General features: G+C 57.0%; 10 protein-coding genes. 3 read left to right on the top strand and 7 right to left on the bottom strand.

The window, feature by feature from the left end; translation table 11 throughout:
* Positions 1 to 137 precede the first annotated feature (137 nt).
* A complete protein-coding gene (locus M2400_RS27305) occupies positions 138 to 3,071 on the bottom strand; it encodes a PAS domain-containing protein (RefSeq protein WP_405046215.1) in 2,934 nt (977 codons plus the stop codon).
* A gap of 389 nt (positions 3,072 to 3,460) precedes the next feature.
* Here M2400_RS27305 and M2400_RS27300 point away from each other — a divergent pair, with 389 nt between their 5' ends.
* On the top strand, positions 3,461 to 5,239 hold the full coding sequence (locus M2400_RS27300; RefSeq protein WP_259199044.1) for a sensor domain-containing phosphodiesterase: 1,779 nt from the start codon (positions 3,461 to 3,463) through the stop codon (positions 5,237 to 5,239).
* Between the two features lie 13 nt (positions 5,240 to 5,252).
* Here M2400_RS27300 and M2400_RS27295 read toward each other — a convergent pair whose 3' ends face one another.
* The 4 genes from M2400_RS27295 to M2400_RS27280 all read right to left on the bottom strand — a co-directional run bounded on the left by M2400_RS27295 (position 5,253) and on the right by M2400_RS27280 (position 10,588).
* Positions 5,253 to 6,566: a chloride channel protein gene (locus tag M2400_RS27295; protein ID WP_259199043.1), complete on the bottom strand. Its 1,314-nt coding sequence runs from the start codon at positions 6,564 to 6,566 to the stop codon at positions 5,253 to 5,255.
* A gap of 234 nt (positions 6,567 to 6,800) precedes the next feature.
* A complete protein-coding gene (gene katG / locus M2400_RS27290; protein ID WP_259199042.1) occupies positions 6,801 to 9,071 on the bottom strand; it encodes a catalase/peroxidase HPI in 2,271 nt (756 codons plus the stop codon).
* Between the two features lie 234 nt (positions 9,072 to 9,305).
* Complete coding sequence (locus M2400_RS27285; RefSeq protein WP_177047476.1) at positions 9,306 to 9,692, bottom strand: nuclear transport factor 2 family protein; 387 nt, start codon at positions 9,690 to 9,692, stop codon at positions 9,306 to 9,308.
* 164 nt (positions 9,693 to 9,856) lie between these two features.
* Positions 9,857 to 10,588: a DJ-1/PfpI family protein gene (locus M2400_RS27280; protein ID WP_259199041.1), complete on the bottom strand. Its 732-nt coding sequence runs from the start codon at positions 10,586 to 10,588 to the stop codon at positions 9,857 to 9,859.
* Positions 10,589 to 10,656: 68 nt separating this feature from the next.
* Here M2400_RS27280 and M2400_RS27275 point away from each other — a divergent pair, with 68 nt between their 5' ends.
* Positions 10,657 to 11,658 (top strand): GlxA family transcriptional regulator, encoded by a 1,002-nt coding sequence (locus tag M2400_RS27275; protein ID WP_259199040.1) that lies wholly within the window; start codon positions 10,657 to 10,659, stop codon positions 11,656 to 11,658.
* Between the two features lie 321 nt (positions 11,659 to 11,979).
* Here M2400_RS27275 and M2400_RS27270 read toward each other — a convergent pair whose 3' ends face one another.
* Entirely contained in the window at positions 11,980 to 12,711 is a 732-nt protein-coding gene (locus tag M2400_RS27270; protein ID WP_177130853.1) for an SDR family NAD(P)-dependent oxidoreductase, read from the bottom strand.
* A 758-nt stretch (positions 12,712 to 13,469) separates the two neighbouring features.
* Here M2400_RS27270 and M2400_RS27265 point away from each other — a divergent pair.
* Positions 13,470 to 13,970, top strand: coding sequence for a GNAT family N-acetyltransferase (locus tag M2400_RS27265; RefSeq protein WP_259199039.1), 501 nt, complete (start codon positions 13,470 to 13,472; stop codon positions 13,968 to 13,970).
* 318 nt (positions 13,971 to 14,288) lie between these two features.
* Here M2400_RS27265 and M2400_RS33670 read toward each other — a convergent pair whose 3' ends face one another.
* Positions 14,289 to 14,546, bottom strand: coding sequence for a TolC family protein (locus tag M2400_RS33670; RefSeq protein WP_405046214.1), 258 nt, complete (start codon positions 14,544 to 14,546; stop codon positions 14,289 to 14,291).
* Positions 14,547 to 14,649: the final 103 nt, after the last annotated feature.

Raw genomic sequence — 14,649 nt, 5'->3', positions numbered from 1 at the left:
AGTTTTATGAAAATTGAGTGGCGACGTGCTTTTGTCCCTGTTTTTCGCCTCAGCGACAGGGTTTGCGCGTGCTGGTAGTTGTAACAAGTTGCGACTAACGCTCAATCACGCCCCTTTGACTCATGGGGCGTCGCCGGTCATTCAGTGCTCAAGGACATGAGTTCACTGACACGGGAAACCAGGGTTTTGACCGCAAACGGCTTAGTCAGCACCTGCATCCCTGCTTCTAACTGGCCGTTGCCGATGACGGCGTTTTCCGCATAACCCGTAATGAACAGCGTCTTCAGGTTTGGCCGGACGTCCCTGCCCGCATCCGCCATTTGCCGGCCATTCATTCCGCCTGGTAAGCCCACGTCGGTGATGAGCAAGTCGATGTGTGTGTTGGAGCGCAATATCTCCAGCCCGGCGATACTGTCGGCCGCCTCTATCAGCGTATAGCCCAGTTCACCCAGCACTTCCGTCAGGAGCAGCCGAACGGTGGGTTCATCGTCCACCACCAGGATCGTCCCCCCGGTTTTGCTGACCGTGGCTAGGCTTTTTTCTTTATCGTCGCGGTTTTGCCCGGCTTCCCCGAAGTAGCGTGGCAAGTAGATGCACATCGTCGTGCCTTGACCCACTTGCGAATAGGCTCTGACCTGACCGCCGGATTGTTTGGCGAACCCGTAGATCATCGAAAGCCCGAGGCCGGTGCCCTGGCCGAGGGGTTTGGTGGTGAAGAACGGGTCGAATGCCTTTGCAATGACATCGGGGGTCATGCCCATGCCGGTGTCGGTGACACACAGAGAAAGGTATTCGCCTTCGGGCATGTCGTGGGCGCTTGCAGCCTCAGGGGCCATCAACCGATTGGCCGTCTCGATGGTGATGCGCCCGCCATCGGGCATGGCGTCGCGTGCATTGATGCAGAGATTCAGCAGCGAGTTCTCCAGTTGGCTTGCGTCCACAAGCGCGGGCCAAAGCCCCGTGGCTTCGACGGTTTCCACCACAATGCCGGGGCCCACCGTGCGCTGAATCAGCTCAGTCATCCCTTCCATCAGCGCATTCACATCGGTGGGCCGCGGGTCGAGTGTCTGTCGCCGGGAGAAGGCCAGAAGGCGATGCGTGAGGGCCGCCGCTCGCTTGGCGGCGCCCTGTGCAGTCGTCATGTACTTGTCGACCTCCATCAAGCGGCCTTGGGCTATCCGGGTGCCCATCAGCTCCAATGCCCCTGAAATCCCGGCCAGCAGGTTGTTGAAGTCATGCGCGATGCCACCGGTCAGTTGTCCAACCGCTTCCATTTTTTGAGACTGGCGCAATTTCTCTTCGGTTTGCATCAGTTCGGCCGTTCTTGCCAACACCCGCTGCTCCAGCGTTTCGTTGAGCGTCCTCAACGCCGCCGTCGCCCGATCTCGCTCGGCCTCCATCGCGCGACGTTCTTCTACGTCGATAAGCACGCCGGGGAAGCGCAGCGGGCTGCCATCCTCGGCGCATTCAATTCGTCCGTTCGCTTCAATCCAGTAGTACTTCCCGTCAGCGCGACGCACGCGATATTGGTGGGAATACGCGCCTCCTCGCGTAATGGCCTCATTCAAGGCCCCCGAAAGTCCCTCTCTGTCGTCAGGGTGCACGTTTCTAACGATCTGATTGAGGCTGAGGCCTTCAAGGCCCAGCGTTGGGTCCAGGTCAAAAACCCTGGCGAAGGCTTCGTCCACGGTGAAGCAGTCGGTGGGCAGGTCCCAGTGCCACGTGCCTAAAATGGCACCCGCTGCGAGGGCGAGCTGGACGCGCTCAATGTTTTCGCGCGCAACCGCCTCGCTTGCCAGAAGGCGTTCCTGGGCATTTCGCCGTTCAGTGACGTCGCTGAAGAAGATTGCGATCTGCCGGTCGGCTGGGTCGCCGACACGGACCGCGCGAACATCGAACCATCGTTCGAACGTATTGGCGTAGCTTTCGAAATTGGCCGGCTCTCCGGTCTTGGCGACGTGCCCGTATTTCTCGAACCAAAAGCTCTCCAGATTGGGCGCAAACTCGGTGACCCATTTGCCACGCAGGTTAACGCCGGCCTGACGCTCGAAAGCCGGGTTGGCTTCGACGAAGCAGTAGTCCACCGGCCGGTCGTCGGCATCGAATTTGACTTTGACGATGGCGAACGCCGCCTCGATCGTTTCCAGGATCGTGCTGAAGCGCTCTTCACTGCGGCGCAAGGCCGTTTCGGCGCTGCGGGAACGGGTCATGTCCAGCATCGCACCGATCATTCGCTCGGCCTGGCCGTCGGTGTTACGGATCACGTGTCCTCGGTCAAGCACCTCGGCGTAGGAACCGTCCTGGCAGCAAAAGCGATATTCGGCGCTCCACGTGGTGCCATGCCCCTCAAGCGCGGTGCGGATCGAGCTCTCTACACGCTCCCGGTCCTGAGGGTGAATTTGGCTGAAGCGCCACTCAGCCGTGGTATCGACGGTCTCCAGCGGGAATCCGTAGGCCTGTTGCAGTGCTTCGTTCCAGATGATCTGGTGGGTATTCAGGTCCCAGTCCCAGACCGCGTCGCTGGTGGCCTTGACGGCCAATCGATAGCGTTCCTGTGCATCGACAATCGCGCGGCCGGCCAGGTGCTCGTTGGTGCGATCACGCAGGATTTTCACGAAACCAAGGTGGGCCCTGGCGTCATCATAAAGTGGCAGCAACTCGCCTGAAGCCCAGAACCGCTGGCCATCCTTGCGAAGGTGCCAGCGCTCATCCGAGGCGCGGCCCTCCAGGAGCGCATTTTGCATTTCCCGCTCAACCTGCCCGCTTTCGCGATCAGCGGGGGTGAAGAACAGCGCAACGCTCTGACCGCGCACCTCTTCGGCGGTCCAGCCCATGACATGAGTGGCTCCCGAATTCCAATCGGTGATGTACCCGAGCGGGTCGATCACGACCATCGCGAAATCGACCGCACTGTCGAAGATCGCCCTCTGGCGTGCCTCGCTTCCGGCAAGTGCCGCTCGACTGGCTTTCAGTTGAGCCGCCATGTCCTGAGTGTCAGGGGCCTCGATCCCGGCGTTACTGAGAGCCAATCGTAAGCGCTTGATCTCTGACTCAAGCTCCTCGCGGGTCATACTTTTCAAGATTTTCACCGCTCGTTCATTATTGGCTTTTTGGGGGGCAAGCCTGAATCAGTAGGCGTCACGGAATACAGCCAGGTTTGAAATATAGACTCACAAGGCCATTGGCAGCTTGAAACCCCGGCGATGCCGATTGCCCATGATCAATCGTCCTGGTGACGTCGCTCAGCGTTGTGACAAGAACTCAGCGCTGCAAGTTTCTTGCGAAGCTTGCAAAAGCGCGACTCCGCCTGGCGCCTGCCCCTCCCTCGCACGCAGGTTCGCCGGGAGAAATTGCCCGAATGCATCCCCTTGAGCTATTCGGGGCATAGAAAAAAACAACATCATAATGATGGCACTGTCTGATACCTTATCGTACGAATACAGCCACTCCGAGGATTGTCATGGGCGAAGGCGCTCCTATTCCGCCGAACGAAATTGAACGGCTAAAAGAGGTCGCAAGATTTTGTCCAACCGACAGCGATGAAGATGATGTGTTTGATAAAATCGTCGAGATGGCGGCTGCCTACTACAACGTCCCCATCGCACTGATTTCAATCGTCGAAAAACACCGGCAATGGTTCAAGGCACGGGTGGGTCTTAAAGAAACGCAGACTCCGCGAGAAGTGTCTTTCTGCGCCTACTCTACGCTGGACAACTCGCTGTTGGAGGTGTCGGACGCAACGCGGGATGCCCGCTTCAAAGACAATCCCCTGGTAACAGGCCCGCCGCATATTCGTTATTACGCGGGCGCCCCCTTGATCACCGAGGATGGTTTTACCCTGGGAAGTCTTTGCATCATTGACACCGTCTCCCGCCCGCCCATGAGCGAGCGTGACAGTGCAATGCTCAACGGCTTCGCTGAGCTGGTGATGATGCGCATACAGGGCATGCGCTCGCGCAATTTTGTGGACCAACCCACGGGGCTGTTTAATCGCCTCAGGCTTGAGGAGGATATCCGTCAAGCGGTCAAGCTTAACAACCGGTGCCAGGTGTATGCCGTTGACATTATCTCGCCAAAATTCCTCAACGATATTGTAAAGGCCCTGGGTTATAGCTTTGCGGGAGACTTGGTGCTGGCGATCAAATCACGCTTGCAAAAACTCTTACCCGCGCGGTGCCTGCTTTACAAAATAAGCCCGACCCGGTTTGGCTTCCTCCTTGAGGAGGATCAAACCACCGGACACATCTGCGAAAGTATTCTCACCGACTTCAAAATGCCGGTTGAATGCCACGGCATCCCCATACTCATGCAAGTGGGGATTGGTGTGCTGCCTATTCATGGTGCAGGGCAGCAAGACTGGCTGCGCCTGCTGGTGAGCGCGGCAGATGAGGCGCGTGACCGCAAGCTGGGATGGTCGCTCTACGAACCCCAGTTTGACGCTGCTCAACAACGCGCGTTCATGTTGTTGAGTTCGTTGCCGGAGGCGGTCAGCTCCGACCAACAGTTCAGCCTGGTGTATCAGCCCAAGATCAAACTGCCTTCGGGAACCTGTCATTCGGTCGAGGCATTGCTGCGGTGGACCCATCCGTTGCTTGGTCCCATCAGCCCTGCCGAATTCATACCCTTGGCTGAAAAAACCGCCCTGATACCCTCCGTTGGGTTATGGGTGCTCAACGCAATCATCCGGCAAGCGATTGTCTGGAAGGCGCAAGGCCTGCGCCTGCGGATCGCGATGAATATCACCGTCAGCGATCTGGAAAGCGCCGAGTTCGTGGACGCCATGATTCATGAAATTCAAACCTGCGGCCTGGACCCGGCCGGCTTTGAACTTGAGTTCACCGAAAGCATGCTGATGACCAACCCTGAAGAAGTCATCCGGCAGCTGGAGCGTGTGCGCAGGTTTGGCGTAGAGGTTGCCGTGGATGATTTCGGAACGGGCTACAGTAACTGGGCGTATTTGAAGGAACTTCCGGCCACCACCGTCAAGCTTGATCAGTCACTGATCAGCGGGCTGGGCAGCAATCAAAATGACAAACAATTGGTCAAAACCCTGATCGGCCTGGCGAAGGGGCTCGGCTACCGCATCGTTGCCGAAGGCGTGGAAAATCAGGAAATCCTGGACCTTTTAATACAGTGGGGATGTTCCGAAGCACAGGGCTACCTGATAGCAAGGCCCATGAGCGCAACGCACCTGGAAACCTGGATCGATCAAGTCAGCGACCGCGAATCGGCACAGTAGCCACCCTCAGACGCTAACGTTTGCTCGGCGTTGCACTGGCGGGCGCTTGCAGAAAGCCCCGCGCCAACTGCTGGTATAACTCCGGCCCCATCCGCGCGCTGACCGCTTTGGCAATCAGGGCGACGGCCATCAGACTGATCACCATCCCATGGCTGTCGATCATCTCCATGACGATGATGGCGGACGTGATCGGCGACTGTGTGACCGCCGCCAGGAAACCCACCATGCACAGCGCAATCATCGGTTGGGCCGCCACGTGGAAAAAGTCGGCGGCATTGGCCCCCACGGCCGCGCCTACTGCCAGGGACGGAGCAAAAATACCGCCGGGGATACCGGAAAAATAGGTCACGACAGTGGCAAGAAAACGCGTGATGGGCGCATGCCATGGCAGGCCGATGTCGGACACGATGATCTGTGAAGTGATGCCGTAGCCGCTGCCAAATGACATACCGCCGCTGAGCCAGCCGAGCACGGCCACAATCAGCCCGCAGCCACCGGCGAACCACACCGGGTGCAAGCGGCGCCACTCCCAGAGCACGAACCGATGATGCCGTTGTGGCCACAGCAGCATCCGGCTGAATAATCCTCCGAGGAGGCCGCAACCGATTCCGGATGCCAGCGCCGGAACGATGATCTCCAGGCTGAGATCTTGCACGTCCAGGTGGCCGAAATAGTTGTAGTTGCCCTGTAAAGCGATCGCGACCATCCCCGACAGGATGATCGTGCTGAGCAGCACGCCACTGGTCCGGGTTTCCAGCTTTCGCCCCAGCTCCTCTACCGCAAAGGCCACACCGGCCAACGGCGTGTTGAATGCGGCAGCAATGCCCGCGGCGCCTCCGGCCAGGATCAGGTCTTCGGGGCGGATAATCCGCGCATTGGGCAGGTAACGGTGAAAGAAGTGCATGATCGACGCGGCCACCTGAACCGAGGGGCCTTCGCGCCCCGCCGAAAAGCCCCCCGTCAACGCCAGTGTTCCAAGACCGATCTTGGCAAACGCAATACGCAAAGACACCAGCTGGCTGACAGGTTTGCTCTGGTGGGCCAGCCGCGTGGCAGCGATCACCTGGGGAATACCACTGCCCTGGGCCCCGGCAAAAAACCGGGTCGTCAGCCACACCACCAGCATGCCGACCAGCGGTGTGTAGATAAATGGCAGCCAAGGGCGCCCTGTCGTCTGCTGAGCAAACTGCATCAGTGCCAGGTCGGCCAAGCGGGCAAACATCACCACCAGCAGGCCCGCACAGGTAGCCGCCGCCCAGAGCGTCACGCGGGTGCGCCAGCGGATAGAGGTAAAGCGACGGCGTAGCAACAATAACGGCTTGATCACCCGAGCAGATTCCCGTTGAGGTTCGATGGCATGCAGCGTCAAAAACCCCGGATGCCCTTGCTTGAGACGCGCCGATATCCAGGCGCAACCACTCTAGTGTGCGCGCAGCAATGGTGTCACGAGTTTATCCCGCAACGGCCGATCGATTTTGGGAGCTATGACGCGGCGGGATAGCTGCCAGGCCAGGCAGAAAAAAGGCCCACATCGTGGGCCTTCGCAAGAAACGCGTGAATGTCAGGCCAGTTCGAAACGGTCCAGATTCATCACTTTGGTCCAGGCCGACACGAAGTCCTCGACGAATTTGTCCTCGGCGTCGGCACTGCCATAAACCTCCGACAGCGCCCGCAGCTGGGCATGGGAACCGAACACCAGGTCGACACGTGTACCCGTCCACTTGACTGCACCGGTCTTGCGGTCGTGGGCCTCAAAGGTATCGTGGGAGCCTGGGGCTGGCTTCCATTCAACCCCCATGTCCAGCAGGTTCCTGAAGAAGTCATTGCTCAGGGTCCCCGGGCGATCCGTGAAGACGCCGTGCCTGCTCTGCCCGACATTGATATTCAAGGCCCGCAGACCGCCCAACAGCACAGTCATTTCGGGTGCGGTCAATGTCAGCAGTTGCGCCTTGTCGACCAGCAGCGCTTCAGCCGACACCTTGTAGTGCCCCTTCTGGTAGTTCCGAAAGCCATCGGCGACCGGCTCAAGGAAGCCGAACGACTCGACATCCGTCTGTTCCTGAGAAGCATCGGTACGCCCGGCCGTGAAAGGCACCGAGATCTGACGGCCCGCATTTTTTGCCGCCAGCTCAACACCCACACTGCCCGCCAGCACGATCAAATCGGCCAGCGAAATCTTTTTGCCCCCCGCCTGTGCGGAGTTGAAGTCGCTCTGAACAGCTTCCAGACGCTTCAACACGCCCGACAGTTGCTCAGGCTGGTTGACCGCCCAATCCTTCTGCGGCGCCAGGCGCAGGCGTCCGCCATTGGCGCCCCCGCGTTTATCGGAGCCACGGAAGGTGGAAGCTGCCGCCCATGCCGTCGAAACCAGCTGCGAAACCGTAAGCCCCGATGCGAGCAGCTTTTGCTTGAGCGCAGCGACGTCCTGTTCGTCCACCAGCGGATGATCGACGTTGGGAATCGGGTCCTGCCACAGCAACTCTTCCGTCGGGGTTTGCGGGCCGAGATAACGAGCAAGCGGGCCCATGTCACGGTGGGTCAGCTTGAACCAGGCGCGAGCAAACGCGTCGGCCAGTTGGTCAGGGTTGGCCAGGAAACGTCGGGAAATCTGTTCGTACGCCGGGTCGAAACGCAGCGCCAGGTCCGATGTGAGCATGCTCGGCGCATGCCGCTTGCCGGCGTCATGGGCATCCGGAATCTTGCCGGCGCCCGCCCCGTTCTTCGGTGTCCACTGATGTGCACCCGCCGGGCTTCTGGTCAGCTCCCATTCAAAGCCAAAGAGGTTTTCGAGGTACTCATTGCTCCATTTCGTCGGTGTAGACGTCCAGGTGACTTCCAGCCCGCTGGTGATGGTGTCACCGCCCTTGCCGCTGCCGAATGTGTTTTTCCAGCCAAGCCCCTGCTCTTCCAGGCCTGCCGCCTCCGGTTCCGGGCCGACGTTATCAGCCGGGCCTGCGCCGTGGGTCTTGCCAAAGGCGTGACCGCCGGCAATCAGCGCAACGGTCTCTTCATCATTCATCGCCATGCGACCGAAGGTCTCACGAATATCTTTCGCCGAGGCAACCGGGTCCGGAACACCTTCCGGCCCTTCCGGGTTCACGTAGATCAGGCCCATCTGTACCGCCGCGAGGGGGTTTTCCAGATTGCGCTCACCGCTCCCGGTGCGGCTTTCTTCGCTGCCATGAATCTGCGGCTCGGCCACCAACGTACCGTCGCCCGGCTGCTGCATTTTCTTTTGCGCGCCATAACGCTCCTCTCCCCCCAGCCAGGTGGTCTCGGAGCCCCAGTACACGTCTTCGTCCGGCTCCCACACATCCGTGCGACCGCCAGAGAACCCGAAAGTCTTGAAGCCCATGGACTCCAGCGCAACGTTACCGGTGAGTACGATCAGATCGGCCCAGGAAATCTGGCGGCCGTACTTTTGCTTGACCGGCCAGATCAGGCGACGCGCTTTATCCAGGCTGACGTTGTCAGGCCAGCTGTTGAGCGGTGCAAAGCGCTGCTGTCCCGCACCGGCACCGCCACGACCATCAGCCGTACGATAGGTCCCGGCGCTGTGCCAGGCCATGCGAATGAACAGCGGGCCGTAGTGGCCAAAGTCCGCCGGCCACCAGTCCTGGGAGTGCGTCATGACATCGCGCAAATCCCGCTTGACGGCTTCGAAGTCAAGGCTCTTGAACGCCTTGGCGTAGTCGAACCCCTCCCCCATGGGGTCGCTGAGGGAGGAATGCTGGTGCAGGATCTTGAGATTCAGTTGCTGTGGCCACCAGTCCCGGTTGGTGGTGCCGCCACCCGCAGCGTGATTGAACGGGCATTTCGATTCAGTTGACATGCTTGATATACCTTTTCGTCATGTTCATCCGTACCATCGCGCCCACTGCAGCACTTCAGACATTGATGGCTGAGTTTCAAGATTAGCCTTGATCGCAGAAAACTCTAATAGCCAGAACGTTATCGCTCGATAGGCAACGTTAACTGAATGCCCAACAAAGAGGCAGGTGCTCAAGGTGTCGAGTGACCTCCTCATCGGGCAGGCGATTTCATCGGATGCGACACCGTCGCTGACTTAGTCGTACCGTTGAAAAATCTTCGAGATGATTTTCCATTGACCCTCTATTTTGAGCAGCGAAAGAAAGTCATGGAAGCTCGCGCCCAAAACGTCATTCTCCATGTCCACGCGCACGACTGCCGCTGTGGGTGCGATAGCCAGGATATCCAGACGACTGCGAGCGTCGGGTGAGGCACCCAGTGCGTTGAAGAAGCCCGCAAATGCCGGAATAGCTGGACCTTGCAGCAGCTCGTCGCCGCTATAGCCCCACATGATCGCATCTGCGTGGAAGGCCTTCTCAATTCCGGCGATATCCCCAGAGCGATAGCCGTCGATATAAGCCTGTGCTGCCTGAATCACATCATCGTACTCAGTGGTGTCCACTGGTTTTATATGTAAAGTCATGTTGAACCCTCGAAAGCTACTTAGCGAGCCGATCGAGCAAGTTGCTCAGGCGGTGGGCTTTACTGACCCAGGACGGATGCGTCAGGCATTCGTTCGGCTGCATGGATATTCACCGCAATATGTCCGCCGCATGGTCCGCCGAGAACAGTGCAACGAAGCCAAGATCAGGTGAAAGCCAGTTTTGATAATTGCGCTCGACGCACCATATGCTCATTCGCGACTCTCACCGCTTCGTCAGTCCGCCCCCACAGCCCCGTTATCTGTGCGACGATCTCTGGTCGCGCGGTACGTGGATTCCCCGAGTTCATTGTCGGCTGCGGGTCGTACTCGAGCACGAGTTGCGTAAACTCAGCCGCGTCCCGACCTTTGAGTTCGGCGATGACCTGCAGCGCAAAGTCGATACCTGCCGTTACACCGCCGCCTGTGATTCGGTTCCTGTCGACGCATACCCGTTCGTAGCTCGGTTCGATACCCAGTGCGATAAGGGGTTCGTAGAAAGGCCAATAGGTCGCTGCACGGTAGCCCTCCAATAGTCCCGCCATAGCAAGAAGTACAGAGCCTGTGCATACAGCGGTGACATAGGTGGCAGTCTTGCCTGCGCGAGCAATAAAATCGAGCAGCTCCTGGTCCTTCATGATCTCAGGCGTTCCTCCGCCACCTGCGACAAACAGCACGTCCAGGTTATCTGGAACGTCATCAATCGTGATCGTGGGGTTCATGGTGACGCCCATATCCGTGGGAACGGGCTCCAGGGTCTTCCAGATTATGTGGGTTTTGGCATGAAGGCCGAATGCCGTCTGTGGGCCGGCCAAGTCCTGCAGAGTGAAACCAGGAAAAATCACCATGCCAATCTGCAGTTGGCGGCCTTCACTCTCATTGCTCATCTCATCAGACATTACCGTCTCCTCTCGTCGTACTTGACTAAAAGAGTATTCCTGCCGGACGCTGCACGTGAGTGGCTTAAATGACATCAAGCGATCGTTTTCTGCCAGTTATTTTGATTGTGAGAGCGGAGGTCGACGCCGTGCATAAAATTGCGGTTCTGGTATTGAATGACGTGGTGCCGTTGGACTTTGGTATCGCTTATCAGGTTTTCGCTTTGGCTTCTCAGGTTGATGGGAGCAAAGCTTACGAGGTGGAGGTGTGCGCACCCGAGCGGACAATTCGGGCCACTGGCTTTGATATGAATGTGCGGTACGGCCTCGACCGTCTTGAGCTGGCCCACACCATTGTTATTCCCGGGTGTGAAGACCCGTTTGGAGAGGTTCCAGAGGCGGTAAGAATTGCTCTTCGCGAGGCACATGCTCGTGGTGCAAGATTAGCGTCAATCTGCACAGGAGCTTTTATCCTTGCCGCGAGCGGTCTTCTAAGCGGAAAGCGCGTCACGACGCATTGGCGCTTCGCCGAGGACTTGGCCAGGCTTCACCCAGAGATAACAGTAGAACCTAATGTTCTATTCGTTGATGAAGGTAGCATCGTGACTTCGGCGGGTGCGTCAGCAGGATTGGATATGTGTTTGCATCTCGTGCGACGCGATTATGGTCAGTCTGTTGCGGCAAACACTGCCCGCCTAGCGGTCGCGCCACTGTACCGTGATGGTGGTCAGGCCCAGTTTATTCGTCAGGAGCTTCCAGGCTCTCCAACGAGCTTGATGCCCTTGATCGAATGGATACGGGACAATTTGAACAGTTCGCACACGGTCGATAGTCTTGCGGCTCGCGCCAACATGAGCTCCCGCACCTTTGCTCGGCGATTTCAAGAACAGACCGGTACTACTCCTTTACAGTGGCTTCTCACCGCTCGTATTGATCGAGCGCGTGCATTGCTTGAGGAGAGCGAGACATCGATTGATCAAACAGCATTTCTTTCCGGATTCGGGTCTGCAGTGACCTTCCGGTCGCGGTTCCGAAAAGTCGTTGGCCTCACGCCAACTGAGTACCGTCGTCGTTTCAGCCCGGCCAACTAAATCACAGGCAAAAAAAAGCCACTCGTTAGAGTGGCTTTTTCTTTGTGTTTGGAGCGGGAAACGAGACTCGCATCTGGCGTCCGACCCATTGAAATCTAAGGGGTTTCTTTTCTTGCCGAGGCAGGAAAAGACTCAATTCTGGACTTGTTTTTTGGGTATTTCAAGAGCAAATTTGGACGGTAACTGCGTAGGATCGTCAGTAGGTGAATCATCGAGACACACCTAAATCCCGCGCTACCGGCTTTGTGCATTAAACGTCAGTTCCCTACGTCAACGCTTACGCGGATACGTAAGGTGAACGCCCAGATCCGGCCATTAACGTTAGACATGCTGGCCACCGTTAACGTGAATCTCTGCGCCGTTTACATAAGAAGCGCCACTGGTGCAAAGGAAGTAGACGAGCGAAGCAACTTCCTCAGGTTTGCCCAGCCGGTTCATCGGCACTAGCCGTTCAACGATTTCCGCAGTGCCTGCGGACAGTATTGAGGTTTCGATTTCTCCAGGTGCGATAGCGTTGACCCTTACGCCATGTCGGCCAAAATCAAAAGCCATTTCCCGAGTCAGGGCGGAGAGCGCAGCTTTGGATGTGGAATAAGCGACACCTGCGAACGGGTGCACCTTGGATCCTGCAATAGAGGTAACGTTGATGATGCTGCCTTTTGCAGCTTTCAATTCATCAAACAGCCCCCGCGCAAGGAGGGCCGTAGAAAACAGATTGACATTGAAGACCTTGATCCAGGTTGCATAGTCGGACTCCAGAACACCAAGACGTGTCCCCTCAGGCCCCTTAGGCGAAACTCCGGCATTGTTTACCAATGCATCCAAGCGCCCGCCCAACTTTTCCCTGATGGAAGCCAGACTGTCACTGACGCTATCAATATCTTCGAGATCAAGATGAATGTGGTTGAGCAAACCATCGGCCCATGGGCATTCAGCGACCCAGTCCTGGCGAGAGGCGGTGAAAATCCTCCACCCAGCGGCTTGAAAGTGTTTGACGGTGGCATGGCCTATGCCACGACTGGCACCGGTCAATAACAATGTCTTTTCGCTCATACATGCATTTACCTGTTAGAAAGTTTCGCTTTGTTTTTTAGCGGTCTAGGTCAAAAAAATCGCGATCTTCAATGTGCTACTTTTGGGCAGGGCGTCATGAGTGGCCATGACTCTCATAGCCGCTTTTGTTCGCTGCAAACATCGGGTGATTCGCTGGGATCCCAAGCCCTTTTTGGCCATTTCTCGTTTCCTTGCATTGAAGCGCCTGAACAGTGATGAGCGTCCTTCTCCTGGATGAGGATGAGTCAATCTTGCCGTTCGAACGTTCGACTCTACGTCTGACTACAGGAGGCGGAAACGACATTTTTCCCTCATTACCGGTCACAGGATGGTCCACTTACGGCGGCACCAAACTGCAGGTTTCTTCCGTCAAGAATCGCTGCTTCGGGGAGCTGGGGCCCTAGCCCAGAATCGTAAGTTCGCGAAGGGTCCAAAACCGGTCCCGGCTGGCTGCGGTTTGTTAGGCACTGCACTCGATTGGCGGCTTGTACGAAGTTGAGCTACTCGCCCGGGATATGAGCGATGAGGATCGGCGGCGCATATCTGCTTAGTCATGCAACGTGACTTCGGCGGACGCATACGAACTGACCTCACAGCTCTGTTGTAGTCCCGCCGAGGCTACTTGTTTGGTCATTATTCGCGCTCATGGGCTCTCGACAGGCTTGCATTCCATAGGCTCATTTCGTAACACTTGATTTGCGTAGCTGCCTCCTCAGTCGTCGGTACGCGCTAATATCTACCAATCCAAGGAGCGATGAATGCGTGTGCGTCCAGCGATAATGGGTGACTCTGAGAGCATGAGTAGAATCGCGAAGGCTACCTTTTCACTGGCGTGCCCAGCAGACACTCCAGCAGAAGAACTGGAGCGCTACATCAGCGAAAATCTGACCGCGCGTTGTTTTCAAATCGCGCTGGATACGTCAAGCCAAGAGGTGCGAGTGTTGGAGAAAGCCGGAGATATTGTGGGTTTCAGTTTGGTCGACTACAAACCAGATCGATTAAACATCCTACTGGCGGATGGCATCCCTGAGTTGAAACGATGCTATGTCGATTCAAAACACCATGGAACCGGTGCCGCACAGCTCCTCTTAACTGAGACGCTTGCTGGTATTTCAGAACGTATCCGGCTCACGGTGAATGATCAGAATGCCCGCGCAATAGGCTTCTACCAGCGTAATGGATTTTTGACAGTAGGAGAAACCAGTTTTCAATGCGGCGATGATGTCCACCGAGACTTGGTGATGGTACGTGAACTGTAGGGTTGCGGTTTTTTGCGTAAGCGTTCCGGGAAAACAGATTGCGAGACTCCTGCATTCAGGCGATCGGTGCCGAGTACCTAGGTCAGGTCGCCGGACGCTCACAATGAAAGGTCAAATCGAATGCAAACGCGTAGTCAACTGGAGTGCAATCTTGCGACAGGTAGGCACCCGTCTAATTAGGCAAGGTGTGTTGAGCGGACGCTTACTGCGGTTTGGCTCTGGTCGGGAAATTTCCGTTGGGTTTGAAGCATAAAAAGCGGGCCAAGTTGACCCGCTTTTTATGAGCAATTCAAAGCCGTTCAGGCTGCGTGATTACCGCTAACGCCCATTGGAGGCAATGTTAGCGTCGGCTCGGTCCCACCCCCCACCTAAGGCTCTAATCAGGCTCACCGTTGCAATGGCCTGAGTGCCCGTCAGACGGCTCAGTTGCAGTTCGGTTTGTAAGACCTGGCGCTGAGCATCGATAACTTCCAAATAGCTAATTTGCCCCTCTTCATACTGAGTTTTAGAAAGTCGCTCTGTCCGTATTGATGCTGCAACAGCTTCGCTTTGATTACCTTTCTGATCATCGAGCAACCTCAGATCTGAATCGCCCCGGGTTTCGTAGACACCTCCATGCCTTAAACTGAGGCCAATTAGGAGGTGCCATGAGCAACCCGCGTTACCCCGAAGAATTCAA

Source organism: Pseudomonas sp. BIGb0558, from assembly GCF_024807515.1.
GTDB classification, from domain to species: Bacteria; Pseudomonadota; Gammaproteobacteria; order Pseudomonadales; family Pseudomonadaceae; genus Aquipseudomonas; species Aquipseudomonas yamanorum_A.
The sequence above is the reverse complement of the archived record's forward strand: the minus strand, read 5'-3'. Positions and strand labels throughout refer to the sequence as shown.

Coding starts and splice junctions, on each gene's coding strand:
- M2400_RS27305 (WP_405046215.1), bottom strand. CDS start 3,071: ATGACCCGCGAGGAGCTTGAGTCAGAGATCAAGCGCTTACGATTGGCT.
- M2400_RS27300 (WP_259199044.1), top strand. CDS start 3,461: ATGGGCGAAGGCGCTCCTATTCCGCCGAACGAAATTGAACGGCTAAAA.
- katG (WP_259199042.1), bottom strand. CDS start 9,071: ATGTCAACTGAATCGAAATGCCCGTTCAATCACGCTGCGGGTGGCGGC.
- M2400_RS27285 (WP_177047476.1), bottom strand. CDS start 9,692: ATGACTTTACATATAAAACCAGTGGACACCACTGAGTACGATGATGTG.
- M2400_RS27280 (WP_259199041.1), bottom strand. CDS start 10,588: ATGTCTGATGAGATGAGCAATGAGAGTGAAGGCCGCCAACTGCAGATT.
- M2400_RS27275 (WP_259199040.1), top strand. CDS start 10,657: ATGACATCAAGCGATCGTTTTCTGCCAGTTATTTTGATTGTGAGAGCG.
- M2400_RS27270 (WP_177130853.1), bottom strand. CDS start 12,711: ATGAGCGAAAAGACATTGTTATTGACCGGTGCCAGTCGTGGCATAGGC.
- M2400_RS27265 (WP_259199039.1), top strand. CDS start 13,470: ATGCGTGTGCGTCCAGCGATAATGGGTGACTCTGAGAGCATGAGTAGA.